The sequence below is a fragment of the Microbacterium sp. NPDC055442 genome, from assembly GCF_053644215.1.
In genome coordinates this window covers 359,133-384,083 of the sequence record NZ_JBSHLF010000002.1, presented here as the reverse complement: position 1 = coordinate 384,083, position 24,951 = coordinate 359,133, and the positions used below count along the sequence as shown (strand labels likewise).

Sequence of the window (24,951 nt, the reverse complement as noted above, 5' to 3'; positions counted from 1 at the left end):
GTCGTAGGGGAAGACGCACCTGACGAAACGGAGAACATCATGGCGACACCGCAGGCGCGTGGAGTGGTTCTCATCCACTCTGCGCCACGAGCGTTGTGCCCCCACCTCGAGTGGGCAGTCGGTCGCGCCCTCGGGCGCGCCGTCAACTTCGAATGGAGCGACCAGCCCGTTCTCGAGGGCAGTCGTCGGGCCGAGTTCTACTGGGACGGCACGGCCGGCACGGGGGCTGCGCTGGCGACCGCGATCCGCGGGTGGGAGCACCTGCGTTTCGAGGTGACCGAAGACCCCACTCCGCGCAGCGACGGAGGCCGGTGGATGCACACCCCCGGCCTCGGCATCCATTACGCGCAGACCGACTCCGCCGGCAACGTCGTGATCGGCGAGGATCGCATCCGGTACGCGATGGAGCTCGCCATCGGCGACGCGCAGGAGCTGCAGCGAGAACTTCAGATCGCGCTGGGCTCGGCGTGGGACGACGAACTGGAACCCTTCCGGCACGCCAGCGACGACGCACCGGTCGTGTGGCTGCACAAGGTGGGGTGAGATGTGGGCGGCGGCGAGGCGCGACTACCGGAAGCCGGTGACGTGACCCGGTGCTGAGAAGGCGAATCACCGCCGCCCGATATGAGAAACGCCCCCGTGATCCATCGATCGCGGGGGCGTTCTCGCGCGCTCAGGCCGAAGCGAAGGCGACGACCGCGTTGTGACCGCCGAAGCCGAAGGAGTTGCTGATCGCCAGCTGGTCGCCGTCGCCCAGGGGCGTCGGCGTCCCGGACAGCCGGAACGGCACCTCGGGATCCTGTTCGGTCAGGTTGATCGTGGGGGGAGCGGTGCGGTCGCGCAGCGCCAGCACCGTGAAGATCGCCTCGAGAGCTCCCGTTCCGCCGAGCAGGTGACCCGTCGAGGCCTTCGTCGCCGAGACCGGGATCTCATCGACACGGTCGCCGAAGACGCTGCGCAGCGCCTGGTACTCGTTCGGGTCGCCCACGGGGGTCGACGTCGCGTGCGCGTTGACGTGCGTCACATCGTCGGGGGCGGCATCCGCCATCTCCAGTGCCATCCGCACGGCGCGTGCCGCACCCGCGCCCTCGGGGTCGTTCGCCGTGATGTGGTACGAGTCTGCTGTCACGCCGCCCCCGACGACGGCGCCGTAGATCTTGGCGCCACGAGCCTTGGCATGCTCTTCGGTCTCGAGGATGAGCACGCCGGCGCCTTCGCCCATGACGAACCCGTCACGGTCGATGCTGCCGGGCCGGGATGCCGTGCCGGGCGAGTCGTTGCGCCGCGAGAGGGCCTGCATCGACGCGAACGAGGCGATCGTGATCGGGTGGATGGCGGACTCGGTGCCGCCGGCGATCACGACGTCGGCCAGCCCTGCGCGCAGATGCTCGACGGCGTTGACGATCGATTCCGTGCTCGACGCGCACGCGCTGGCCACCGTGCGCGCGTAGGCGCGTGCACCGAAGTGGAGCGAGAGGTTCCCCGCGGCCGCGTTGGGCATGAGCATCGGCACCGTCATCGGCATGACCCGGCGCGGTCCCTTCTCACGAAGCGTGTCCCAAGCGTCCAGCAGCGTCCAGACGCCGCCGATGCCCGTCGCGAAGTCGACACCGAGACGCTCCGGGTCGACTTCGGGACTGCCGGCGTCAGCCCACGCCTCGAGTGCGGCGACGAGCGCGAACTGCGACGACGGGTCGAGCCGCTTGGCAATCGGACGCTCGAGGACTGTGTCGGGGCGCACGAGCGCCTCGGCCGCGAAGGTGACCGGCAGCTGGTACTGCTCGACCCACTCGTGCTCGAGGGAGCGGGCTCCCGAGACGCCGGAGAGCAAGGCGGACCAGCTTTCGGGTGCCGTGCCGCCGAGGGGCGACGACGCTCCGATGCCGGTGACGACGATGCGTGACATGGTCATAGAGGGATGTTCCTCGCAAATTGATCCGGTGGGGGCCGAGGCCCCCACCGGTGATCGTGCTACGCCTGGTTCGACGTAATGAAGGTGACGGCGTCGCCGACGGTCTTGAGGTTCTTGACCTCGTCGTCGGGGATCGTGACGCCGAACCTCTCTTCCGCGTTGACGACGATCGTCATCATGGAGATCGAGTCGATGTCGAGGTCATCGGTGAACGACTTCTCGAGGGCGACCTCATCGGCCGAGATTCCCGTCTCGTCCGTGATGAGCTCAGCGAGCCCGGCGAGGACCTCGTCGTTGGTGAGTGCCATGGTTTCTCCTGTTGTTTCGGGATTCGCGGACCGGCCGGCCCGGATTCAGTTTAGAGCGGGGGCCGCTCGCGTCACGGAAGCACGACGACCTGCGCGCCGAACACGAGGCCGGCGCCGAAGCCGATCTGCAGAGCGAGTCCGCCGCTGAGTTCGGGATGCTCCTCGAGCAGACGATGCGTCGCGAGAGGAATGGACGCGGCCGACGTGTTTCCGGTCGTCTCGATGTCGCGACCGACGACGACGCTCTCGGGCAGCTTCAGCTGCTTGGCGAACTCGTCGATGATGCGCATGTTGGCTTGGTGGGGAACGAAAGCGGCGAGATCGGATGCCTCGATCCCGGCGGCCTCGAGTGCTTGGCGGGCGACCTTGACCATCTCCCACACCGCCCACCGGAACACGGTCGGCCCCTCTTGACGGAGCGTGGGCCACGGCACTTCGCCGTCGCGGAACTGCGTCAGCGTGGCGTTCATGGTGACGGCATCCGCTTTCGAGCCATCCGATCCCCACACCGTGGGACCGATGCCGGGCGTGTCGCTGGGTCCGATCACGACGGCGCCGGCGCCGTCGCCCAGGAGGAACGAGATGCTCCGGTCCGTCGGGTCGACGACGTCGCTCAGCTTCTCGACGCCGACGACGACGGCGTAGTTCGCGAGGCCGCCGCGGATCAGCGCATCGCCCTGCCCGACGCCGTAGGCGAAGCCCGCGCACGCGGCGTTCAGGTCGTAGGCCGCCGCGGGGTTGGCTCCGATGCGATCGGCGACGATCGCCGACACGGACGGCGTCTGCCGGGGGTTCGAGATCGTCGCGACGAGCACGGCGTCGATCTGGGCCGGGTCGATGCCCGAGCGCTCGACCGCCTCACGCGCGGCATCCGTCGCCATCTCGATGGCAGTCGTCTCCTTGACGGCGCGCGTGCGTGTCACGATGCCCGTGCGCTGGCGGATCCATTCGTCGCTCGAATCGATCGGGCCGATGAGGTCCTCGTTCGGCACGGAGATCTCACCGCGTGCGGCGCCGTACGCGTAGATGCGCGTGTGGGCCGGTCCGGTCTGCTGGACGATCGTGCGGGTCATGCGTTGCCTCCTGAGAGCAGGGCGACGGCGGCGTCGAGGTCACCGGGGGTCTTGAGCGCTACCGTCGGCGTACCGCGCAGTGCGCGCTTGGCGAGCCCGACGAGGGTGCCGGCGGGAGCGAGTTCGATGATGCCGGCAGCGCCCGCGTCGCCGAAGGCCTGCATGCAGAGGTCCCAGCGCACGGGAGAGGCGACCTGGTCGACGAGCAGGCGAGTGAAGTCCGATCCCGCCGCGACCGCGGATCCGTCGTGGTTGGTCCACACGGTGCGGGCGGGATCCGTCGCGTCGACGCCCTCGATCGCAGAGCGCAACGCCTCGACGGCCGGTGCCATGTAGCGGGTGTGGAATGCGCCGGCGACCTGAAGTGGAATGACGCGCGTGCCGGCGGGCGGCTCGGCAGCGAGGGCGGCGAGAGCGTCGAGCGCACCGGCCGCCACGATCTGGCCGCCGCCGTTGTAGTTGGCGGGGGTCAGGTCGAGTTCGTCGAGGCGGGCGACGACGGTCGCCTGGTCGCCTCCGATCACGGCGCTCATCCCGGTCTGCTCGAGCGCGGCGGCCTCAGCCATGGCGCGGCCTCTGATGCCGACGAGGCGCAGGGCGTCTTCTTCCGAGAGGATGCCGGCGGCGGCGGCGGCCGCGAATTCACCGACGGAGTGCCCCGCGAAGCCGTGGATGCCGTCCGTCGCGCCGAGCGCGGACCAGGACAGCAGGCTCGCCGCGACGATGAGCGGCTGCGCGACGCGCGTGTCACGGATGCGATCGGCGTCCCACTCCGTCCCGGCGGCGATGAGGTCGACCTCGGCCCATTCGGAATACGCGGCCAGACGGGCGGCGACGCCGTCGAGCTCGAGCCATGGAGCCAGGAAACCGGGGGACTGAGAGCCTTGACCGGGGAAGACCGCAATGATCACTTACTCATCCTGCCAATCATCGTTGAGGCGGATCTGGCGAGTCTCGCACAAGAATCCCGCGATGGTTTGTGTGCGTCGTACAGATCGTCGACGCCGGTCATGAGGCCGTGCGTCGGGCTGCGGGGCGTCGGCGCACCGAATCCGAGCCGATCGAACCGAGAATGAGCGAGGTCTGGAGGATGAGGGCCTCGCGCGGGCCCGTCGCGTCCCAGCCGATCACTTCGGAGACGCGTTTGAGCCGGTACCGCACCGTGTTGGGGTGCACGAACAGCTCGCGGGCGGTCGCTTCGAGCGAGCGACCGTTGTCGAGATAGCTCCACAGGGTCGCGACGAGATCGGGGCTGTGTGCCTGCAGGGGACGGTAGATGCGCTCGACGAGGGTGATCTTGGCCAGCGGGTCGCCCGCGAGGGCGCGCTCGGGCAGCAGATCGTCGGCCTCCACGGGCCGGGGCGCATGCCGCCAGGCGCGCGCGACGGCGAATCCCGCAAGCGCTGCGCGGGCGCTCTGGCTCGCGTCGACGAGCGCCGGCACGGTCGGCCCGAGCACGAGGTGTCCGGGACCGAATCCGGGCTCCAGGCGTTTCGCGATCTCGACGAACGGCAGATCCATGGGGACGTCCTCACGGCCCGCGGCATCCGCTCTTCCCACGACCAGCACGAGGCGCGAGCCCTGCACGCCGATCAGCACGTCGATGCCGAGTTTGCGCGCGACGCGGCGCAGCTGATCGACATCGAGCTGCGGGGGAGTCGTGCCCACGAGCACGGCGACCTCGCCGTGACCGTGCCAACCCAGAGCCGCGATCCGACTGGGCAGTTCCTCATCGGCCTCGCCCGTGAGGATCGAGTCGACGACGAGCGCCTCGAGCCGCGCATCCCACAGCCCGCGCGCCTCGGCGGCTCGCGCGTACACGTCGGCGGCGGCGAAGGCGACATCGCGCGAGTAGAGCAGGATCGCCTCGCGCAGATGCTCGCCCTTGCCCGCGACGCGCTCCTCGGTGACACCGACCGTGACGCGGATGAGCTGCAGCGTCTGCTGCAGGCTGACGCTGCGCAGCAGCTCACGCGGCGCGGCGGCGAAGATGTCCGCCGCGATCCACGGCGTCGACGTCGGGTCCTCGTACCACTGGATGAACGCCGTGATCCCGGCTTGCGCGACGAGTCCGACGGCAGACCGCCGCGCGGGCGGCATGTCGGCGTACCAGGGCAGGGTGTCATCGAGGCGCTGGATCGTCGCGGTCGCGAGATCGCCCGAGATGCGCCGCAGCCAGGCGAGCGTCTCGGTCTTGTCTCCTTCTTCGGAGGCGGCCATCGCGCGGGTCAGCTCTCGCCGCCCGCGTTTCCGCTCGTGCCCGCGTTGACGTCGTGCAGACGGTACTTCTCGATCGCCTGCGCCGCGAGCGACGCGTCGACCGTGCCTTCGGCCGCGAGGGCCTGCAGGGTGCGGACGACCATCGAGGGCCCGTCGATCTTGAAGTAGCGACGCGCCGCCGCACGCGTGTCCGAGAAGCCGAATCCGTCGGCGCCGAGCGTCCAGTAGTTGTGCTCGACCCAGGGCCGGATCTGGTCCTGCACGGCGTTCATGAAGTCGCTCACAGCGACGACGGGGCCGGGCGTGCCGCGCAGCTTGTCGGTGATGTACGCCGTCTTCGGCTCGTCGGCGGGATGCAGGAAGTTGTGCTCGTCGACGGCGAGGCCGTCTCGACGCAGCTCGGTCCACGACGTGACCGACCAGACGTCGGCCTGGACGCCCCAGTCCTCGCGCAGCAGTTCCTGCGCCTCGAGCGCCCACGGCACGCCGACACCCGACGCCAGCAGCTGCGCGCGGGGCCCGTCGCCCTCGGACGACGAGATGCGGTGGATGCCGCGGCGGATGCCTTCGACATCGACGCCTTCGGGCTCGGCGGGCTGCACGAGCGGCTCGTTGTACACCGTGAGGTAGTACATGACGTTGGGATCGGGGTGCGCACCGCCGTACATGCGCTCGAGTCCGTCGCGCACGATGTGCGCGATCTCGTAGCCGTAGGCGGGGTCGTACGACACCGTCGCGGGGTTGGTCGAGGCGAGCAGGTGCGAGTGCCCGTCCGCGTGCTGCAGGCCTTCACCCGTCAGGGTCGTGCGCCCGGCCGTCGCGCCGATGATGAAGCCGCGCGCCATCTGGTCGCCGGCCGCCCACTGCGCGTCACCGGTGCGCTGGAAGCCGAACATCGAATAGAAGACGTAGACGGGGATGAGCGGCTCGCCGTGCGTCGAGTACGAGGTGCCCGTCGCGGTGAACGCGGCGACCGCACCGGCCTCGTTGATGCCGACGTGCATGATCTGCCCCTGCGGGCTCTCCTTGTAGGCCAGGAGCAGCTCGCGGTCGACCGAGGTGTAGTTCTGGCCGTGCGGGTTGTAGATCTTGGCGGTGGGGAAGTACGCGTCCATGCCGAACGTGCGGGCTTCATCGGGGACGATCGGCACGATGCGGTGTCCGAAGTCCTTCGAGCGCAGCAGGTCCTTCAGCAGACGCACGAACGCCATCGTCGTGGCGATCTCCTGCGTGCCCGAGCCCTTCTTCGGCAGCGCGTACGCCTCGTCTCCCGGCAGCTGGAGGCCCACGTGGTGCGTGCGGCGCTCCGGCAGGAATCCGCCGAGTTCGCGACGACGCTCGCGCAGGTATTGGATCGTCTCGTCCTGCTCGCCGGGGTTGTAGTAGGGCGGCAGGTACGGGTTCTCTTCGAGCTGCTCGTCCGAGATCGGGATGCGCATCGAGTCGCGGAACTGCTTGAGGTCCTCGAGCGTCATCTTCTTCATCTGGTGGGTCGCGTTCCGACCCTCGAAGTGGTGGCCGAGACCGTAGCCCTTGATGGTCTTGGCGAGGATGACGGTCGGCTGCCCCTTGTGCTCGGTCGCGGACTTGTAGGCGGCGTACACCTTGCGGTAGTCGAGCCCGCCGCGGCGCAGCTTGCCCCAGATGTCCTCGTCGGACCAGTCCTTCACGAGAGCGGCCGTGCGCTCGTCGCGCCCGAAGAAGTGGTCGCGGATGAACGCACCGTCTTCGGCGCGGTAGGTCTGGTAGTCGCCGTCGGGCGTCGTGTTCATGAGACGGACGAGGGCACCGTCGGCGTCCTGCGAGAGCAGTTCGTCCCATCCGCTGCCCCAGACGACCTTGATGACGTTCCAGCCGGCACCGCGGAAGAAGCTCTCGAGCTCCTGGATGATCTTGCCGTTTCCGCGCACCGGACCGTCGAGGCGCTGCAGGTTGCAGTTCACGACGAACGTGAGGTTGTCGAGCCCCTCGTTCGCGGCGACCTGCAGCTGACCGCGGCTTTCGACCTCGTCCATCTCGCCGTCGCCGAGGAACGCCCAGACGTGCGAATCCGACACGTCTTTGATGCCGCGGTTCGTGAGGTACTTGTTGGTCATCGCCTGATAGATGGCGTTGATAGGACCGAGGCCCATCGAGACGGTGGGGAACTGCCAGTAGTCGCCCATGAGCCGCGGGTGCGGGTAGGAGGGGATGCCGTGCGGCGCCCGCGACTTCTCCTGGCGGAACCCGTCGAGCTGCGCTTCGGTGAGGCGTCCTTCGAGGAACGAACGCGCGTAGATGCCGGGGGAGGCGTGGCCCTGGATGAAGATCTGGTCTCCGCCGCTCGGGTGATCCAGTCCGCGGAAGAAGTGGTTGAATCCGACTTCGTACAGCGACGCCGACGACGCGTAGGTCGAGATGTGGCCACCGACCCCGATGCCGGGGCGCTGCGCGCGATGCACCGTGACGGCGGCGTTCCACCGGATCCACCGACGGTAGCGCCGCTCGAGCTCTTCGTCGCCGGGGAACTCGGGCTCGTTGTCCGGAGCGATCGTGTTGATGTAGTCCGTCGTGGGGACCTGCGGCACGTTGAGCTGCAGTTCACGCGAGGTGTGCAGCAGGCTGAGCATGATCTCGCGACCACGTCCGTGCCCCTTGGCCTGCACGAGCTGCTGAAGGGACTCCTGCCACTCCGAGGTTTCCTCGGGGTCGCTGTCCTGCGGCTCCTGGGAGTAGGGGTCCTGGTCGTTGACAGTCACGCGAGACCTTTCGTCGTTCTGGCGGGTCATGCCAGGTATTCGCTACTGATGGACGCACGACGTTGTCGCTCGTGCACAATCACCGTCTCTCAGCCTAGCGCGGTTGGGGTGCGCGGAGCCGGGGATGCGTGCACCCTAGAATCGACGAGCAAGGGCCTTTAGCTCAGCTGGTAGAGCGCCACGTTTACACCGTGGATGTCGTCGGTTCGATCCCGGCAGGGCCCACCGACATTCCCGCGGCGGTTCTGCGATGATGCGGCAATGGATGACGAGTTCGAAGAGCTGCGTTCGAGGATCGAACCGGTGCTGCGCGATCGTGACCTCGCGGGCCTGGGCGGGCTCCTCGCCGAGCAGGATGCGCACGAGATCGCGCGCCTGCTCGAACGCGAAGACGCCGCCGACCGCGCCGTGCTCTATCGACTGCTGCCCCGGGCGAAGGCCCTCGAAGTCTTCGAGCTGCTCGACAACGGCATCCGTGCGGAGCTGTTCCGGGGACTCCGCGATGAGGACGTCACGCGCGTCTTCGAAGAACTCGATCCCGATGATCGGGCCCAGCTCATCGACGAGCTCCCCGCGGGCGTCGCGCAGAAGCTCATGAGCGGGCTGTCGGCGCGGGAGCGCGAGCTCACCGCGCCCATGCTCGGCTACCCGGGCGGCAGCATCGGTCGCTTCATGAGCACGGAGTACGTGCGCCTGCAGCCCCAGCTCACGGTCGGCGACGCCCTGAGCCACGTCCGACACCGGGGGCGCGATGCCGAGACGGTCTACACCCTGCCCGTCACCGACGCCGAGCGGCGCGTGCTCGGTGTCGTGGGCCTGCGCGATCTCGTGATGGGCCCGTCCGACACGCTCATCTCGGACCTCATGACCGATGCCCGTCACGTGCACGCGAGCGACGATGCTGAAATCGCCGCGCGCTCGCTCGTCGACGCGCAACTGCTCGCAGCACCCGTCGTCGACGGCGAGGACCGGCTGCTCGGCATCCTCACCGTCGATGACGCCGCGCGCATCCTCGAGCGGGCAGAAGACGAGGATGCCGCCCGCCAGGGTGCATCCGAACCGCTCGGCCGCCCGTACCTCACGACACCCGTGCTCGGCATCGTGCGCTCGCGCGTCGTCTGGCTTCTCGCCCTGGCGGTGTCGGCCCTGCTGACAGTCGGCGTGATCGACGTCTTCGAAGCGACGCTCGAGCAGGTCGTGACGCTCGCCCTGTTCATTCCGCTCCTCACCGGCACGGCCGGCAACACGGGCGCGCAGGCGGCGACCACGGTGACGCGCGCTCTGGCCGTCGGCGAAGTGTCCACGCGGGACGTGCTCGCCGTCGCCTGGCGCGAAGTGCGTGTCGGCGCGCTGTTGGGCGGCATGCTCGGCGTGCTGGGCTTCGCAATCGCGGGTCTCGTCTTCGGCGCGGCCCTGGGCCTCGTGATCGGTGCAACGCTGTTCGCGATCTGCACGCTCGCGGCGACGGTCGGCGGCATCATGCCGATGCTCGCGCGCACGCTGCGGGCCGACCCTGCCGTCTTCAGCACACCGTTCATCTCGACGTTCTGCGATGCGACGAGCCTCATCATCTACTTCCTGGTGGCGACCTGGGTCCTGCAGCTCTGACCCGCGAGGCGCCGATCGGGCGGGGTAGGTTTGAGGGGTGAATGCCAGCCCCGCAGACCAGCGTCGCCTCTTGGATCTCGCCGACCTCGACGTCCGCATCCGCCAGTCCGAGAACCTGCGCCGCAATCCGCCGCAGGCGGCGCGCGTGAAGGAGCTGATCGCCCGTCGGCAGGAACTGTCTCAAGAGCTCACGACCCGCCTCGGCGTCCGCGACGACGTGCGCACCGAGATCTCGCGGCTGGAGTCCGATGTCGCCATCGTCGACGCGCGGGCCGCACGCGACTCCGAACGGCTCGGGGCAACCTCGAACGTGAAAGAGGCGCAGGGTTTCGAGAGCGAGCTGCAGGCGCTCGCACGCCGCAAGAGCGAGCTCGAGGACGCCGAACTCGAAGCGATGGAACGTCTCGAGCAGGCCGACGCCGCCGTCGCGGAACAAGAGGGCCTCATCGATGCGACCAACGCCGAGGGCGCCGAGCTGAGTGCCGAGGCCAAGCGAGTCGTCGCCGAGGCGACGGCCGCGTTCGATGCCGCGACGCGCGATCGCGCCGCGGTCGCCGGCGATGTTCCGGCAGACCTCCTCGCCCACTACGAACGGCTGGCCTCTCGCGGGATCGGTGCGGCGCTCGTGCACGCGCGCACGTGCGAAGGATGCCGCATGGTGCTCTCCGGCACGGATCTGCAGACCCTGCGCACCGCGCCCGATGACGCCGTTCTCACCTGCCCCGAGTGCGGCTGCATCCTCGTGCGCACGGAGGAATCCGGCCTGTGAGCAGTGACGGGCGCTGACGCCCCCGCCTGGATCGTCGTCGGCCGCGCGGGCGACGACGTCGGCATCGTCACGCTCGACGCCGGGGGAACAGAGCTCGAACGGCTCACCCTGGCCCGGTCCGAGTTGGGCACGTGGGTCGCCGCGCAGGAGCGTCTGGGCCATCCGCGCTGGGTGTGGAGCGACACGCCTGCCTGGTACGCACCGCTTCTCGGGAGCGGCGTGCGCGTCGAGCGCTGTCACGACCTGCGCCTGTGCCGCGCGATCCTGCGGGACAGCGAACTGGTGACGGATGCCGCTTCGCGGGCACCGTCGCCATGGGATGCCGCCCCGGTGCCGGTCGATGACACACCGGCGCTCTTCGACGTCGTCGACACGGCGGCATCCGCCCTGCCCGACCGGCTCGACGCGGCGCGCGACGAGCTGCTGCGTCAGCGCGCCGCGATGGCGACCTCTACCGACCCCGCGCGCCTGCGCCTGCTGACCGCCGCGGAATCGGCCGGGGCGCTCATCGCGGTCGAGCTGCGTGCCGCGGGAGTTCCGTGGGACGCCGCCGAGCACGATCGCATCCTGACGGGAGTGCTCGGCCCGCGCCCCGCGAGCGGCGGATCGCCCGCCCTCGTCGTGCAGGCGGCGCAGCGCGTGCGTGAGGGTCTCGGCGATCCGCACGCGAACCTCGACTCGCATCCCAAGCTGCTGCGGGCCCTCCACCGCGCGGGTGTGCTCGTCACGTCGACGAGCCGCTGGGAGCTGGCCGAGCACACGCATCCCGTCATCGAGCCGCTGCTGGAGTACAAGAAGCTCACCCGGCTGCTGTCGGCCAACGGCTGGGCGTGGCTGGACGAGTGGGTCGCTGACGGCCGCTTCCGGCCGGTCTATGTGCCCGGGGGCGTCGTGACGGGCCGGTGGGCGTCATCGGGCGGGGGAGCGTTGCAGCTGCCGCGGCAGCTGCGCGCCGCTGTGCGCGCCGATCCGGGCTGGAAGCTCATCGTGGCCGACGTCGCGCAGCTCGAGCCCCGCGTGCTCGCCGCGATGTCGCGCGACACCGCCCTGGCGGCTGCGGCGAACGGTCGCGACCTGTACGAGGGCATCGTCGACGGCGGCGCCGTGCCGACCCGCGCCGAGGCGAAGCTCGCGGTCCTCGGCGCGATGTACGGCGCGACGACGGGGGACTCGGGCCGTCTCGTGCCGCGACTGCGTCGCGCATACCCGCGAGCGATGGGGCTCGTCGACGCGGCAGCCGCGACGGGCGAGCAGGGCGGCGTCGTGTCGACGTGGCTCGGCCGCACGTCACCGCGCCCGTCGGCCGAGTGGGCCGATGCGCAAGCGCGCGCGAGCGATGACGGCGCGTCCGCCGGTCAGCAGTCGCACGCTCGCCGAGCGGCGCGCGACCGCGGGCGCTTCACGCGCAACTTCATCGTCCAGGGGACGGCCGCCGAGTGGGCGCTGGCCTGGCTGGCCGAGATCCGCCGGCGCCTCGCGGCGATGCCCTCGGCGACGCACGCTCCGGCTCCGCGGTCCGGCGCCGTGTTCGCGCGCACACCGCACCTCGCCTTCTTTCTGCACGATGAGGTCATCGTGCACGCGCCCGCGGCGATGGTGGACGACGTCTCCGTGGCCGTCACGGATGCCGCGGCTGCGGCGACCCGGCACCTCTTCGGCGACTTCCCGCTGGATTTCCCGTTGGATCTGCGCGTCGCCGACTCGGCGCAGGAGTAGGGCCGGGTCAGCGGCAGGTGGGGGTGTAGTCGCTCACGACGAGCTCTCGCATGAGCGGCGTGTGCAGCACCGTCGGCGATGAGGCGTGCGCATCCTCCGCGATGAATCGGAATTCCACAGCGCTCGATTCGCCGGGCGCCACGGTGATCCTCGCTCTGCTCGCCGCGTAGGTGTCATCCTCGGCCTCGACCGAGGGCACGATCTCGCCATCGACGGTCACACCTCCGAAGAACGCCGTTCGTGGTGCCGCCGCCGTGACGTCGGTCGCGATATGACCGGGTGGTACGCCTTCGATGCCGCCGCCCGTGACCCACCACGGCCAGTCCGCGGCTGTCGGCGGCGCCGTGTTGGTGAGCGTGACGGCGATCGAAGTCTCTGCACGACCGTCGCTGCGACACATGACCTCGCCCGCCTGGATATCGACGTCGAGGTTGCTGCTCATCTTTCCCGTCGTCGCATCGTTGAGCCAGACGGCGTACGCGGCGTCGCCGGCTGAAGCCAACCGCGAAGACGGCCCCCCGAACTCCGTGCCGGCGATCACAGCCTGCTCACCGGGATCCGGGCTCCACAGCGAGATCCGTCCGTCGCGAAGCGGCGACATGAGTCGCTCGGCCCACGAGATCGGATCCGCGCCCTGCGTGAGCGCACGCGAGATCGCCGCGCCCACGACGACCCTGTGGAACTCCGTCTGCGCGTCACGGTCGAGCTCGAAGTAGCTGTCGACGAGCATCTTCTGCACGAGGTCTTCGCTGGCAAGCTCCGATCCATCGGCGAGGACGAGTGGATCGGACGTGAGGAGGGCCGCGACCGCGGGTACGTCCAACGACAGCACGAGGTCGGGAGCCTCGCCCGAGTACTCCTCCCACCACGCGCTCGCGAGCTCCCCGGTCAGGGCGAAGTCCGGCGTCATCGAGATGTTCTGGACGTAGCGCTCGAAGACATCGCCGTAGAGCTCGCCCGACGGATCCGACGCCTCGATGACCGGCTTCGACCTGCCCTCGAAGGAGGACGAGTCCGCTTGATCCACAACGGTGATCTCGCCGCCGTCCGATCGCAGGAGGACGAACGACCCGGCGACACCTCCGGCGGTCCGCAGCTCCGCACTGTTCTGCAGCATGACGAGGATGGTGCGCGGCTGATCGGCACCGAGGGCGCGGGGCAGCACGTCAGCGCTCTGGGCCAGCGTCGTGACGAGCGGCACGGCGGCTCGGGTGAAGCTCCGGATCGCCGTGACGCCTTCCGTGACCTGGTCGATCAGGTCGTCGCCCGGCACCGCACGCAGGTCGCCATCGGCCCTGGTGAAGGCGTCGGCCGCGTCACGCAGCGGTTCCCGCGCCTGCGCGAGCAGCTTGACGGAGGAGACGGTCGAATCCGAGGCGGTCGCCGACGCCAATTCGAGCAGCGGCTGCCCTGTGCGCGACATCTCGGCGAGGCTGTGCGAAACGAGACGGACCGCCGTCATGTTCGGGCCGAGCATCGGCACGGCCTCTGCCAGTCGCCACACCGGATCGCCCGTCAGAGACTGCGCGTGGGCGGAGTGGGTGTGAACACGGCCGACGAGCTGCTCCAGGCGATCGACATCACGTGCGTCCGCGGCTTCGCCAACCGGACCCATGAGCTCCATCATCGATTCGAGCTCGTCCTTGACCAGGACTGCGCGGACGCCGACCCACACGACTGCCCCGACGAGAAGCACCGACACGGCGACGCATGCTCCGACGATCCAGCGTCGCGAACGAGACGGCGTCCGCGTGCGCGACGACCGTCCGGAACGCTCAGGCACGCGCGCGGCGCCGGTGGATCGCCAGCAGGCCGAGCCCGGCGATCGCGACGAGCGCCCCACCGATCCCGAGGGGGATCACCGCGGCGCCGACTCCCGTCGCCGGCAGCCCCGCAGAGAAGACGGCAGGTCGCGGGCCGAGCACGCAGTTCGGTGACGCATCGGGGTAGGACAAAGGCACCGCCAGTTGCGGATTGACCTCGATGTACGCCGTGATCGGGCCACGTGTCCAGCCGAAGTTCGCGTCGGTTTCCCGCCACTCGCCGCCGGGCAGCTGCTCCCAACCGGGCCATCCGGTCGCCGTGCCATCCGAACCGACGGATGCCCCAGGCCACAGGACTCTCCCGGCGAGCCTGTCGTCGACCAGCTCTCCGAGTGGAATCTCGACGGTGTTCCCGCCCCCGGCCAGAACCATCGTGGCGGTCTTGTCCGTTGCGAGATCGTCCGGATCCGTGAGCGCGATCGAGAAGTTGATCCACGGCACGTCCGCCTCGCATTCGCCCACCGCGGTGGAACCTGCAAGCGTCGGCGCCGTGGGTTCATCCGGCGTGTATCCGTCGGCGTCTGCGACCGGCGCTGGACTCGCTTCGGAGTCCTGGGCGGCCGCAGTGAGTGGTCCGGTGATGATGAGTGCCGCTGCGATCGTCGCTGCAGCCATGATCGTTCGCATGGTCGCCTCCCCAAAGGCTTCGCGACCGCAACGCGTTTCCCCTCCGCGCGCGGTGCACCACAGGCTACTCCTGTTCGGCGCGATTGTGGCTGTGACTTCGCCGTACGAGCTGGTCCGTCGCGGCGCGGTGTGCGAAGACGTCTCAGACGCGACGGCGGCGCTGCATCACCAAGAACCCCACGCCGGCCAGGAGCGCGATCCCACCGACGATCGCGATCGGCATGACCGCCGCGTCGAGCCCCGTCAGGGGAAGCTGCGCGGGGGATCCGTCGCCGTCGGTGAGCGGCAGGCTCAGGCACTCCGGAGTCGACAGCGGGTACGACAGCAGCACGGCGAGTTCTGCATCGGCACGGATCACCGAGCGGATGTCATCGCGGGTCCAGGCGTAGTTGCCATCGGTCGCGACCCATGCGCCGTCGGCATTCTGAACCATTCCGGTCCAGCCTGTGACGGCACCCGACGCGTCGACGGTGGTTCCGGGCCAGAGCACGCGACCGCTCACACGGTCGTCGACGAACTCACCGAGATCCAGGGTGACCCGTTCGACGCCGTTGGTGATCTCGAGTTCCGCCGCGGTCGTCGTGGCCACACCCTCAGGGTCGTGCCGGACGACGTCGTAGCCGATCCACGGCACACCCTGCACGCATTCACCGGTGACGACGGTTCCCGCGAGCGAGGGCTCCGTCGGCACACCCGGCGTGTAGCCCGCATCGATGTCGACAGTGATCGTGACCGGCGCGTTGCTCTCGGGTTCATCGGCGAAAGCCGCGAGAGGTCCGACCAGAATGAGTGCTGCTGCGACCGTCGCAGTAGTCATGATTTTTCGCATGCCTGTTATGCCTCCCCAAAGGCTGACGACCACGGGGCGATCCCAGTTCGCTTCCGTGGTGACCCACAGGCTATCGGATTCGGAGCCGGTGAATCGGCATTTTCACGAGGAAGGTAGAATCATTCCTGCGAATGGGTCGGCTGGACGGTCGCGTCGCGCACGGTTCGCCGTGTCGCGCCGAGGAACGTCCGGGCTCCACAGGGCAGGGCGGTGGATAACACCCACCCGGAGTGATCCGCGAGACAGTGCCACAGAGAGCAGACCGCCCCGGCGCGAGCCGGGGTAAGGGTGAAAGGGTGGAGTAAGAGACCACCGGGTTCGCGGTGACGCGAATCGCACGGCAAACCTCGCCCGGAGCAAGGTCATACAGGGGATGATGACGCGGCCCGCCGAGTCCCCGGGTAGACCGCTGGAGCGGCACGGCAACGTGTCGCCGAGAGAGATGACCGTCCACGGGGCTTCGGCCCCCGGACAGAACCCGGCGTACAGGCCGGCCCATTCGCACCTGAACTGCCCACCGGTCCCTGAGCACGCACCGGTCCCTGAGCGCGCACCGGTCCCTGAGCGCGCACCGGTCCCTGAGCTTGCACCGGTCCCTGAGCGCGCAACCGGTCCCTGAGCTTGTCGAAGGGTCGTCAGCCCAGCGCGAGCGCAGCCGCGCCGATGATTCCGGCGTTGTTGCGGTGCACGGCCGGCACGATCGGCGTGTCGAGATCCAGCAACGGCAGAAAGCTGTCGGCGTGCTTCGACACGCCTCCGCCCACGATCAACAGGTCCGGGCTGAAGAGGGACTCGATGTGGCCGTAATACCACTGCAGCCGGCTCGCCCATTCCTTCCAGCTGAGGTCGTCGCGCTCCATCGCCGAATAGGCGGCATACGCCTCGGCATCCTTGCCGTGCTTCGCACGCTGGACATGCCCGAGCTCGGTATTGGGCACGAGCACGCCGTTGTAGAGCATGGCGGTGCCGATACCTGTTCCGAGCGTCGTGAGGATCGTGAGTCCGGCTTGCCCCTTCGCCGCGCCGTAGCGCAGCTCTGCGACCCCGGCGACGTCGGCGTCGTTCGCGAAGTGGATCTCGCGACCGAGTCCGTCCTCGAAGAACTTCTCCGCCTCGAACCCGATCCAGGCATCGGACACGTTGGCGGCAGACAGGGTGCGCCCGTGCTTGACGACCGCGGGGAAGGCCACGCCGAGCGCGGTGTCCTCGTCTCCGATCCCGAGCCGGTCGAGCACCTCACGAACGGCGGCCAGCACATCATCGGGCTCGGCTCCCGCAGGCGTCGAGACCTTGATGCGCTCGCTCGCGAGCGCTCCACGATCGAGATCGACGACGCCGGCCTTGATCCCGGTGCCGCCGATGTCCACGCCGACGGCCCGTGTCGCGAGTTCTGCCATGCCTGCCAGCCTATCCAGCAGCATCCGCCGCATCAGTAGGATCGACCATGGCGGATCCGTCCACACACGCCCGGGAATCCGGGCGCGGCCGCCCCATGGGAGGAGCCACGGTGTCCAGCGAGAACGAGAAGTACTGGTACAACCTCACGACGGGTGACGTGGAGAAGGGCTTCGAGTCTCCCGCGATCGACCGGGCAGGTCCTTTCGACACGGCCGAAGAGGCCGCACGGGCACCTGAGGTCCTGCGTGAGCGTTCGCGCGCGTGGTCCGAGGACGAAGCCCGCGAGGACGGCTGGGGTTCGGGGCAGAGCGAGTCCTCCGAGGACACCGGCAAGTGACATTGGACAAGCAGCGCGACTTCGTCCTGCGGACGATCGAGGAGCGCGGCGTCAAGTTCGTCCGGCTGTGGTTCACCGATGTGATCGGAACCCTCAAGTCGGTCGCCATCGCACCCGCCGAGGTCGAGGGAGCCTTCACAGAGGGTCTGGGGTTCGACGGGTCGGCCATCGAGGGTCTCACCCGTTCGTACGAGTCGGATCTGCTGGCACACCCCGACCCCTCGACGTTCCAGACGTTGCCCTGGCGCGGCGAGATCGATCCGACGGGGCGGATGTTCTGCGACATCACGACCCCCGACGGCCAGCCCGCCGTCGCGGATCCTCGGCACGTTCTCAAGCGTGCGCTCGCGAAGGCCGCCGATGCGGGCTTCACCTTCTACACGCACCCCGAGATCGAGTTCTACCTGCTGAAGTCCTCGTCCTTCGGGCCGGAGGGACCGGTTCCCGTCGACTCGGCGGGCTACTTCGACAACGTCCCCGGCGGCACGGCGCACGATTTCCGTCGCCGCTCCGTGCGCATGCTCGAAGACCTCGGCATCTCGGTGGAGTTCAGTCACCACGAGGGCGGCCCCGGCCAGAACGAGATCGATCTGCGCTATGCCGATGCCCTCGCGACCGCCGACAACATCATGACTTTCCGCACCGTCGTGAAAGAGGTCGCGATCGAGCAGGGCGTCTACGCGACGTTCATGCCGAAGCCCCTCGGCGGCAAGCCCGGCAGCGGCATGCACACGCACATGTCGCTGTTCGAGGGAGACCAGAACGCCTTCTACGAAGAGGGAGCGCAGTACCAGCTCTCCCAGGTCGGCCGACAGTTCATCGCGGGCCTGCTGCGTCACGCCAACGAGATCTCCGCCGTGACCAACCAGTTCGTCAACTCGTACAAGCGGCTGTGGGGCGGTGACGAAGCGCCGAGCTTCATCTGCTGGGGTCACAACAACCGGTCCGCACTCGTGCGGGTGCCGATGTACAAGCCGAACAAGGGTCAGTCCTCGCGCGTGGAGTATCGCGCGCTCGATTCGGCGGCGAACCCGTACCTCGCGTACGCGCTGCTGCTGGCCGCCGGACTCAAGGGCATCGAAGAGGGCTACGACCTTCCGCCCGAGGCCGAAGACAACGTGTGGTCCCTGACGGACGCCGAGCGACGCGCGCTCGGATTCGCGCCGCTGCCGCAGAGTCTCGACCATGCCCTCAGCTACATGGAGGAGTCCGAGCTCGTCGCCGAGACGCTCGGCGAGCAGGTGTTCACTTACGTGCTTCTCAACAAGCGCAGGGAATGGCAGGAGTATCGCGCCCAGGTGACGCCGTTCGAGCTCAAGAACAACCTCGAGATGCTCTGACCGGTCACGCATGTCCGCGAGCGCACGCACATCGTCTCTGACCGCTCTCGCCCGGCAGGGGTTCGCTCGGCTCGCCGAGACGGATGCGCTGCTGCGCGAGCTGCAGGCCGAGACGGGTCTCACGCGCGACGCGCTCACCTCGGCGGCGTCCGCCGCGGCCGATCCGGACGCCGCGCTCGCGGCGATCGCGAGCATCGGGCGCCGAGATCCCGACTCGGTGCGCGCGCTCATCGTCGACGAACCCGGCTGGCGTGCCCTGTGGGCGGTCGTCGGGGCGTCCACGGGCTTCGGGGACTTCTTCTTCCGGCATCCCGAAGAGATCCTCCACCTGGCCGGGGGCGCATCCGCCCTGCCGACGGCGGACGAGCTGCGTGCCGATCTGCTCGATTCCGTGGGCGACGTCGACGGCTTCGCAGCCGACGGCGACGAGGCGTCGTGGGTCGCGCTGCGCGTGCGCTACCGCCGGCAGCTCGCCCGGATCGCCGCATTCGATCTGCTCGACGAGAGCCCCGTCGATGCGGTTCCGGCGGTCGCGGCGACGCTGGCGGATGCCGCGGGTGCAGCGCTCGAAGCATCACTGTCCGTTGCCCGCACCCGGATCTCGACGGGGATCGCCGGTGCCGGGCTCTTTCCGCGCGAGCAGGTCGCCGCGACAGCGCTCGCGATCATCGGCATGGGCAAGGCCGGTGCGCGTGAGCTGAACTACGTGAGCGACGTCGATGTCATCTTCGTCGGCGGTGCCGACGACGACACGCTCGCCGAGGCGGGGGAGAGCCGCGTCGTCGACATCGCGACGCGGCTGGCCGTGCAGACGATGCGCGGCATCTCGGGCTTCGAGATGGAGCCGCCCCTGTGGGAGGTCGACGCCAATCTGCGCCCCGAGGGCAAGCAGGGGGCACTCGTGCGCACGCTCGAGTCCCACCTGTCGTACTACGACCGCTGGGCCAAGAGCTGGGAGTTCCAGGCCCTTCTGAAGGCACGCCCACTCGCGGGCGACGCGACGCTGGGCCAGGCCTACGTCGACGCCGTGCTGCCGAAGGTGTGGACGAGCGCTGCGCGCGAGAACTTCGTCGACAGCGTGCAGCGCATGCGCGAACGCGTGACCGAGCACATCCCGCCCGCCGAAGTGCCTTTTCAGCTCAAGCTCGGGCCCGGCGGCATCCGCGATATCGAGTTCACGGTGCAGCTGCTGCAGCTCGTGCACGGGCTTGCCGATGACCGCATCCGTCAACGCGGCACGCTCGAGGCGCTCGAGGCCCTCGTCACGGAGGGCTACATCGGCCGGGCCGAGGCCGCCGCGTTCTCTCGCGACTATCGCGAGCTGCGCCTGCTCGAGCACCGCGTGCAGCTGCGTCAGCTGAGCCGCACGCACCTCATGCCCGATGACCCCGACGATCTGCGCATCCTGGCACGATCGTCACGCCTGGCCGCGAGCGGTGACGCGCTGTGGAAGCGCTGGGAGGCCATCAAGCGCGAAGTGCGCGACATCCACGTTCGGCTGTTCTACCGGCCGCTGCTCTCGGCCGTCGCCGCACTGCCGGCAGACGAGCGGATGCTGCCCGAAGAAGGGCGCGCACTCTCGATCTCCCAAGCACACGACCGTCTTGCCGCGATCGGCTTCGCCGACCCCGCGAGTGCCCTCCGCCACATCACGGCGCTCACGAGCGGGCTCAGCCGCAAGGCGACGATCCAGCGTCACCTCATGCCCGTCATGATCCGGTGGTTCGCAGACGGCGTCGACCCCGATTACGGCCTGCTCGCTTTCCGGCGCCTGAGCGAAAGACTCGGGTCCACGCACTGGTTCCTGCGGATGCTGCGCGACTCATCGGGGGCGGCAGAGCATCTCACACACGTGCTCTCGGGATCGCGCTACGTGGCCGACCTCATGGAGTGGATACCGGAGTCCGCCGCGTGGCTCGACGACGCCGCTCTGCTGCGCCCGCGTTCGGCAGCGGTGCTCTTCGAGGAGGCGCGAGCGATCCAGACGCGACACGGCACGATCGCTGCCGCGATGCGCGCCGTCCGGGCGCTCCGCCGCCGAGAGCTGCTGCGCACCGCGATGGGCGCTCTCCGAGCCGATTCCGACGTCGCCGACGTCGCCGCGGCGCTCACGAACATCACCGACGTGACGATCCAGGCGACCTTGCGCGCCGTCCGTCGCGAGGTCGTGTCCGACGAGGACGACGCGTTCGAGTTCGCCGTCATCGGGATGGGACGCTTCGGCGGGGGTGAGCTCGGCTTCGGCTCCGACGCCGACATCATGTACGTCTACCGGGCCAACGGCGTCGACCCGCAACGCGCCCAGTCCCTGGCCGTGCGGATCGTCACGGCGCTGCGTCAGCACTCCGAGGATCACCGCATGCCCCTCGATCTCGACGCGGGCCTGCGACCGGAGGGGCGCAAGGGGCCCGTCGCGCGCTCCCTCGACTCGTACGCCGAGTACTACCGGCGCTGGTCGCTGTCGTGGGAGGCTCAGGCCCTCCTGCGCGCGCGCGGTGTGGCAGGCAGTCCCGACCTGCTGGCGGACTTCATGACGCTGGCCGACGACGTCCGGTATCCGGCATCCGCGGATCCGCAGGGTATGCGCGAGATCAAGCGGATCAAGGCGCGCGTCGAAAGCGAGCGGCTGCCTCAGGGAGCCGACCCCGCGCGGCATCTCAAGCTCGGCCCCGGCTCGCTCAGCGATGTCGAGTGGCTCGTCCAGCTGTTGCAGCTCGAGCACGCGCATGCCGTTCCCGGCATGCAGACGACGTCGACGCTCGGGGCGCTCTCTGCGGCGCGAGAGGCCGGTCTCGTGAGCGCGGTCGCCGCAGAACGACTCACGGCGGCCTGGCGACTGGCGAGCCGCCTGCGCTCGGCGAACACGCTGCTGTCAGGACAGACGAGCGATCTGCTCCCGACCGACCGCAAGAAGCTCGACGGGATCGGCCGTCTGCTCGGCTACCCGCCCCGCGCGGCGACCGAGGTCGAAGAGGACTACCTGGGCGTCACGCGCCGCGCGCGCCGTGTCTTCGAGAAGCTCTTCTACGGCTGATCCGACGCCGTGAGCTCGGCGAGCCACGCGATCGTGTCATCCAGCGCCTGCTGTGCCTCGGGCATGTCGAGATGGAACTGGTATTCGTGGGGGAGCGCCGGAGTGTGATCGGCGGGCCAGAACAGCTCGGTGACCTCGACACCGGCATCCTGCAGTGCCGTCGACATCGGGATCGACTGCAGCCACGTGAGGCCGTCGCCGTTGCCTCCGCTGATGTACGTCGGCGGAAGGTCCTCGGTGACGAAATCGATCGTCGACATCGTGGCGCCTTCGTAGGTCGCCGACCAGCTCTTCGTGCCCGTGTAGGCCCATAGGGAGACCTGCAGGCCCCACGCGATCAAGCCGTCGAGCTCGGCCATCGCCGGCATGTCATAGACGCCGCAGTTCAGGATGACCCCGATCAGCTGCGACGCGTCGAGCGAGGGCTCGATGCCCAGCAGCTGGGCATAGCGGTCGTTCGTCGTGAGCGTCGTGAGCTGGCTCGCGAGCTGGGCGCCGGCGGAGTCACCGGCCAGAATGATGCGGTCGGGATCGATCCGCAGCTCGGCCGCGTGCTCGTCGAGGTAGGCGAGCGCGTCATTGAGCTGCCTCACGGCCGTGGGGTAGGTCGCCTCCGGGCCGAGCCCGTAGTTCAGGGCGACGGCCGTGTAGCCCTCGTCGGCGAGGATGCGCAGGTAGGGGTCGACGTTCGCGGAGGATCCCGAGATCCATGCGCCACCGTGGATCCAGACGATCGTGGGAAGGGCCTCGCCTTCAGCCGCGACCGTGAAGACGTCGAGTGTCGTCGTCTCATCGCCCGGCTCGCCGTAGTGGATGTCGAGTGTCTCGTCGACGGGGCCGACGGGCTGGTGCCGCTCCATCTCTGCCGCGGTCGCTGTCCCGCCGCGCTCGAACACGGCGCGGATCAGCATGGCCGAGGGCCACGGTGTGATGGAGCCGACGACGCCGACGACGACAGCGATCCCGACGATGACCGAGAGCGTGATGAGGACGATGCGTCGGCCCCGCCTGCGTGGACGCGTCGGGGCAGCGGCGACGTCTGTCATTGTTCCTCCGGAGTAGGCTCCGGTCAGTCTGGCAGAGCCGAACGCACGAACCCGCCTTCCCCGGCCGTGTCAGGCGGGAAAGGCGGGTTCGATGACGTTCAGACGCCGAAGTACAGTTCGAACTCGAACGGGTGCGGCCGCGCGCTGATCGGGCGGATCTCGTTCTCGATCTTGTATTCGATCCACGTCTCGATGAGCTCGGGCGTGAAGACGTTGCCCCGCGTCAGGAATTCGTGGTCGGCGCGCAGCGCCTCGAGCGAGTCCAGCAGCGAGTTCGGCACCTGCGGGATGTTGACGGCCTCCTCGGGCGGGAGCTCGTAGAGGTCCTTGTCGACCGGCTCGTGCGGCTCGATGCGGTTCAGGATGCCGTCGAGACCGGCCATGAGCTGTGCCGCGAAGGCGAGGTAGGGGTTGCTCGACGCGTCGGGCGCGCGGAACTCCACGCGCTTGGCCTTCGGGTTCGCACCCGTGATCGGGATGCGGATCGCGGCGGAGCGGTTGCCGGCGGAGTACACGAGGTTGACGGGGGCTTCGTAGCCCTTCACGAGTCGCTTGTACGAGTTGAGCGTCGGGTTCGTGAACGCCAGCACCGCGGGTGCGTGCGCGAGCAGGCCGCCGATGTACCAGCGAGCCGTGTCCGAGAGCCCTGCGTAGCCCTTCTCGTCGTAGAACAGCGGCTTGCCCTCGAGCCACAGCGACTGGTGCGTGTGCATGCCCGAGCCGTTGTCACCGAACAGGGGCTTGGGCATGAAGGTCGCGACCTTGCCCCATTCGAGCGCCGTGTTCTTGACGATGTACTTGAACTTGAGGATGTCATCCGCCGAGCTGACCATCGTGTCGAACCGGTAGTTGATCTCGGCCTGACCACCCGTGCCGACCTCGTGGTGTGCGCGCTCCAGGTGCAGACCGGCGTCGATGAGGCGCAGGCTGATGTCGTCGCGCAGATCCGCCTGCTTGTCGACGGGGGACACGGGGAAGTACCCGCCCTTGTAGGGGGTCTTGTTCGCGAGGTTGCCCCCCTCTTCGACGCGGCCGGTGTTCCACGCACCCTCTTCGGAGTCGACGTGGTAGAAGCTCTGGTTCGCCGTCACGTCGTAGCGCACGTCGTCGAAGATGTAGAACTCCGCTTCAGGTGCGAAGAATGCCGTGTCGGCGATACCGGTCGATGCGAGGTACTTCTCCGCCTTCTTGGCCACCTGACGCGGATCCTTGCCGTACACCTCGCCCGTGCGCGGGTTGTAGATGTCGAAGACCATGATGAGCGTCTTCGCCTCGCGGAACGGGTCGAGGTACGCGGTCCCGACGTCCGGGATCAGCTGCATGTCCGACTCATGGATGCTGGCGAAGCCGCGGATCGACGAGCCGTCGAACAGCTGCCCCTCGGTGAAGAACTCCTCATCCACCGTCGAAGCGGGGATGTTGAAGTGCTGCTGCACACCCGGGAGATCCGTGAAACGGATGTCGAGGAACTTGACGTCCTCATCCTTGATGAAAGTCAGGACCTCGGATGGATCTTTGAACATTGACGCTCCAGAGTTAGGGCTTCGTTTCGTACCGCGAACGGGCCGGGCACGTCTGGCACGGTACCGCGCAGGAGTTGCCCTGCCATGACACCGGTGTTTCCGGCATGTTACGCGGTGCTCGGTAGGCTGGGGGCATGCCCGACGCACTTCCTGCCACTTCCTACCCCGGCGAAAGGCTCGGTCTTCCCGCCACCGGGCCCGGCAGTATCGCCAAGCTCGGTCGCCGCGTTCTCGCGCTTCTCATCGATTACGTCACGGCGACGATCATCGCCATCGCGTTCTTCGGATACGACCAGTTCGCACTGCCCGCCGAAGCCGGACTCACGATGTTCGCCCCCATGATCGTCTTCGCCGCCGTGCAGGTGCTGTTCATCCCCACGATCGGCGGCAGTCCCGGACACCGACTGCTGGGCATGCGCCTTCAGCTCGCGACGGGCGGGTGGACCGGACTGTGGCGTCCCATCGTGCGCACGCTGCTGCTGCTGCTGGTCATCCCGGCAGCGATCTGGGATGCCGACAATCGCGGGTTGCATGACAAAGCAGCCGGCACGGTGCTCATCCGCGCCTGACCCACCCCGCACGGATCTCGATACGCCGCATTCGCGGCTACTCGATCTCTCGCCGACGCGGCTCGACAAAGCAGCGGGCAC

Annotated in this window: 20 protein-coding genes, 1 tRNA gene and 1 other RNA gene; 10 read left to right on the top strand and 12 right to left on the bottom strand. The window is 68.8% G+C overall.

The window, feature by feature from the left end:
- Positions 1-39 precede the first annotated feature (39 nt).
- Complete coding sequence (locus tag ACWIBS_RS06260) at positions 40-543, top strand: DUF3145 domain-containing protein (protein ID WP_376125691.1); 504 nt, start codon at positions 40-42, stop codon at positions 541-543.
- A gap of 130 nt (positions 544-673) precedes the next feature.
- Here ACWIBS_RS06260 and ACWIBS_RS06255 read toward each other — a convergent pair whose 3' ends face one another.
- The 6 genes from ACWIBS_RS06255 to aceE form a co-directional block, all read right to left on the bottom strand.
- A complete protein-coding gene (locus tag ACWIBS_RS06255; protein ID WP_376125693.1) occupies positions 674-1,912 on the bottom strand; it encodes a beta-ketoacyl-[acyl-carrier-protein] synthase family protein in 1,239 nt (412 codons plus the stop codon).
- Between the two features lie 59 nt (positions 1,913-1,971).
- Complete coding sequence (locus tag ACWIBS_RS06250; protein WP_376125695.1) at positions 1,972-2,220, bottom strand: acyl carrier protein; 249 nt, start codon at positions 2,218-2,220, stop codon at positions 1,972-1,974.
- 71 nt (positions 2,221-2,291) lie between these two features.
- The gene (locus ACWIBS_RS06245; RefSeq protein WP_376125698.1) at positions 2,292-3,293 is read right to left on the bottom strand and encodes a beta-ketoacyl-ACP synthase III; all 1,002 of its coding nucleotides are present in this window, start codon (positions 3,291-3,293) and stop codon (positions 2,292-2,294) included.
- Positions 3,290-4,204 carry an ACP S-malonyltransferase gene (locus ACWIBS_RS06240; protein ID WP_376125700.1) on the bottom strand — a complete coding sequence of 305 codons (915 nt, stop codon included), beginning with the start codon at positions 4,202-4,204 and terminating at the stop codon, positions 3,290-3,292. The genes ACWIBS_RS06245 and ACWIBS_RS06240 overlap by 4 nt, the downstream gene beginning before the upstream one ends.
- Before the next feature lie 97 nt (positions 4,205-4,301).
- Positions 4,302-5,513 (bottom strand): PucR family transcriptional regulator, encoded by a 1,212-nt coding sequence (locus ACWIBS_RS06235; protein ID WP_376125703.1) that lies wholly within the window; start codon positions 5,511-5,513, stop codon positions 4,302-4,304.
- A gap of 8 nt (positions 5,514-5,521) precedes the next feature.
- Complete coding sequence (gene aceE, locus ACWIBS_RS06230; RefSeq protein WP_376125706.1) at positions 5,522-8,251, bottom strand: pyruvate dehydrogenase (acetyl-transferring), homodimeric type; 2,730 nt, start codon at positions 8,249-8,251, stop codon at positions 5,522-5,524.
- A 152-nt stretch (positions 8,252-8,403) separates the two neighbouring features.
- On the opposite strand from aceE, the gene ACWIBS_RS06225 reads away from it, so the two are divergent.
- From ACWIBS_RS06225 to ACWIBS_RS06210, 4 genes are all read left to right on the top strand, one after another.
- A tRNA-Val gene (locus ACWIBS_RS06225) sits at positions 8,404-8,476 on the top strand.
- 36 nt (positions 8,477-8,512) lie between these two features.
- On the top strand, positions 8,513-9,859 hold the full coding sequence (mgtE, locus tag ACWIBS_RS06220) for a magnesium transporter (RefSeq protein ID WP_376125709.1): 1,347 nt from the start codon (positions 8,513-8,515) through the stop codon (positions 9,857-9,859).
- Positions 9,860-9,896: 37 nt separating this feature from the next.
- The gene (locus tag ACWIBS_RS06215) at positions 9,897-10,628 is read left to right on the top strand and encodes a zinc ribbon domain-containing protein (RefSeq protein WP_376125711.1); all 732 of its coding nucleotides are present in this window, start codon (positions 9,897-9,899) and stop codon (positions 10,626-10,628) included.
- 3 nt (positions 10,629-10,631) lie between these two features.
- A complete protein-coding gene (locus ACWIBS_RS06210) occupies positions 10,632-12,344 on the top strand; it encodes a bifunctional 3'-5' exonuclease/DNA polymerase (RefSeq protein ID WP_376125714.1) in 1,713 nt (570 codons plus the stop codon).
- Positions 12,345-12,351: 7 nt separating this feature from the next.
- On the opposite strand, the gene ACWIBS_RS06205 is transcribed toward ACWIBS_RS06210, so the two are convergent.
- The 3 genes from ACWIBS_RS06205 to ACWIBS_RS06195 all read right to left on the bottom strand — a co-directional run bounded on the left by ACWIBS_RS06205 (position 12,352) and on the right by ACWIBS_RS06195 (position 15,611).
- Entirely contained in the window at positions 12,352-14,046 is a 1,695-nt protein-coding gene (locus ACWIBS_RS06205) for a DUF4012 domain-containing protein (RefSeq protein WP_376125717.1), read from the bottom strand.
- A gap of 73 nt (positions 14,047-14,119) precedes the next feature.
- The gene (locus tag ACWIBS_RS06200) at positions 14,120-14,782 is read right to left on the bottom strand and encodes an LPXTG cell wall anchor domain-containing protein (RefSeq protein ID WP_454136639.1); all 663 of its coding nucleotides are present in this window, start codon (positions 14,780-14,782) and stop codon (positions 14,120-14,122) included.
- 154 nt (positions 14,783-14,936) lie between these two features.
- The gene (locus tag ACWIBS_RS06195; RefSeq protein WP_376125723.1) at positions 14,937-15,611 is read right to left on the bottom strand and encodes an LPXTG cell wall anchor domain-containing protein; all 675 of its coding nucleotides are present in this window, start codon (positions 15,609-15,611) and stop codon (positions 14,937-14,939) included.
- A 144-nt stretch (positions 15,612-15,755) separates the two neighbouring features.
- Between ACWIBS_RS06195 and rnpB the strand changes: the two genes are divergently transcribed.
- Positions 15,756-16,125: RNase P RNA component class A (gene rnpB / locus ACWIBS_RS06190), an RNA gene on the top strand.
- A 133-nt stretch (positions 16,126-16,258) separates the two neighbouring features.
- Here the strand turns inward: rnpB and ppgK are convergent.
- Positions 16,259-17,020: a polyphosphate--glucose phosphotransferase gene (gene ppgK, locus ACWIBS_RS06185; protein WP_376125726.1), complete on the bottom strand. Its 762-nt coding sequence runs from the start codon at positions 17,018-17,020 to the stop codon at positions 16,259-16,261.
- A gap of 47 nt (positions 17,021-17,067) precedes the next feature.
- Between ppgK and ACWIBS_RS06180 the strand changes: the two genes are divergently transcribed.
- The 3 genes from ACWIBS_RS06180 to ACWIBS_RS06170 are packed head-to-tail and all read left to right on the top strand — an operon-like array spanning position 17,068 to position 21,732.
- A complete protein-coding gene (locus ACWIBS_RS06180) occupies positions 17,068-17,358 on the top strand; it encodes an SPOR domain-containing protein (RefSeq protein ID WP_454136636.1) in 291 nt (96 codons plus the stop codon).
- Between the two features lie 2 nt (positions 17,359-17,360).
- On the top strand, positions 17,361-18,698 hold the full coding sequence (gene glnA / locus ACWIBS_RS06175) for a type I glutamate--ammonia ligase (RefSeq protein WP_376126117.1): 1,338 nt from the start codon (positions 17,361-17,363) through the stop codon (positions 18,696-18,698).
- A 10-nt stretch (positions 18,699-18,708) separates the two neighbouring features.
- Entirely contained in the window at positions 18,709-21,732 is a 3,024-nt protein-coding gene (locus ACWIBS_RS06170; RefSeq protein WP_376125732.1) for a bifunctional [glutamine synthetase] adenylyltransferase/[glutamine synthetase]-adenylyl-L-tyrosine phosphorylase, read from the top strand.
- Here the strand turns inward: ACWIBS_RS06170 and ACWIBS_RS06165 are convergent.
- A complete protein-coding gene (locus tag ACWIBS_RS06165) occupies positions 21,723-22,778 on the bottom strand; it encodes an alpha/beta hydrolase (protein ID WP_376125735.1) in 1,056 nt (351 codons plus the stop codon). The two genes, ACWIBS_RS06170 and ACWIBS_RS06165, sit on opposite strands and share 10 nt — an antisense overlap.
- Before the next feature lie 98 nt (positions 22,779-22,876).
- Positions 22,877-24,301, bottom strand: a complete 1,425-nt coding sequence (gene glnA / locus ACWIBS_RS06160; RefSeq protein WP_376125738.1) for a type I glutamate--ammonia ligase — start codon at positions 24,299-24,301, stop codon at positions 22,877-22,879.
- Between the two features lie 134 nt (positions 24,302-24,435).
- On the opposite strand from glnA (ACWIBS_RS06160), the gene ACWIBS_RS06155 reads away from it, so the two are divergent.
- Complete coding sequence (locus tag ACWIBS_RS06155) at positions 24,436-24,870, top strand: RDD family protein (protein ID WP_376125741.1); 435 nt, start codon at positions 24,436-24,438, stop codon at positions 24,868-24,870.
- Positions 24,871-24,951 lie beyond the last annotated feature (81 nt).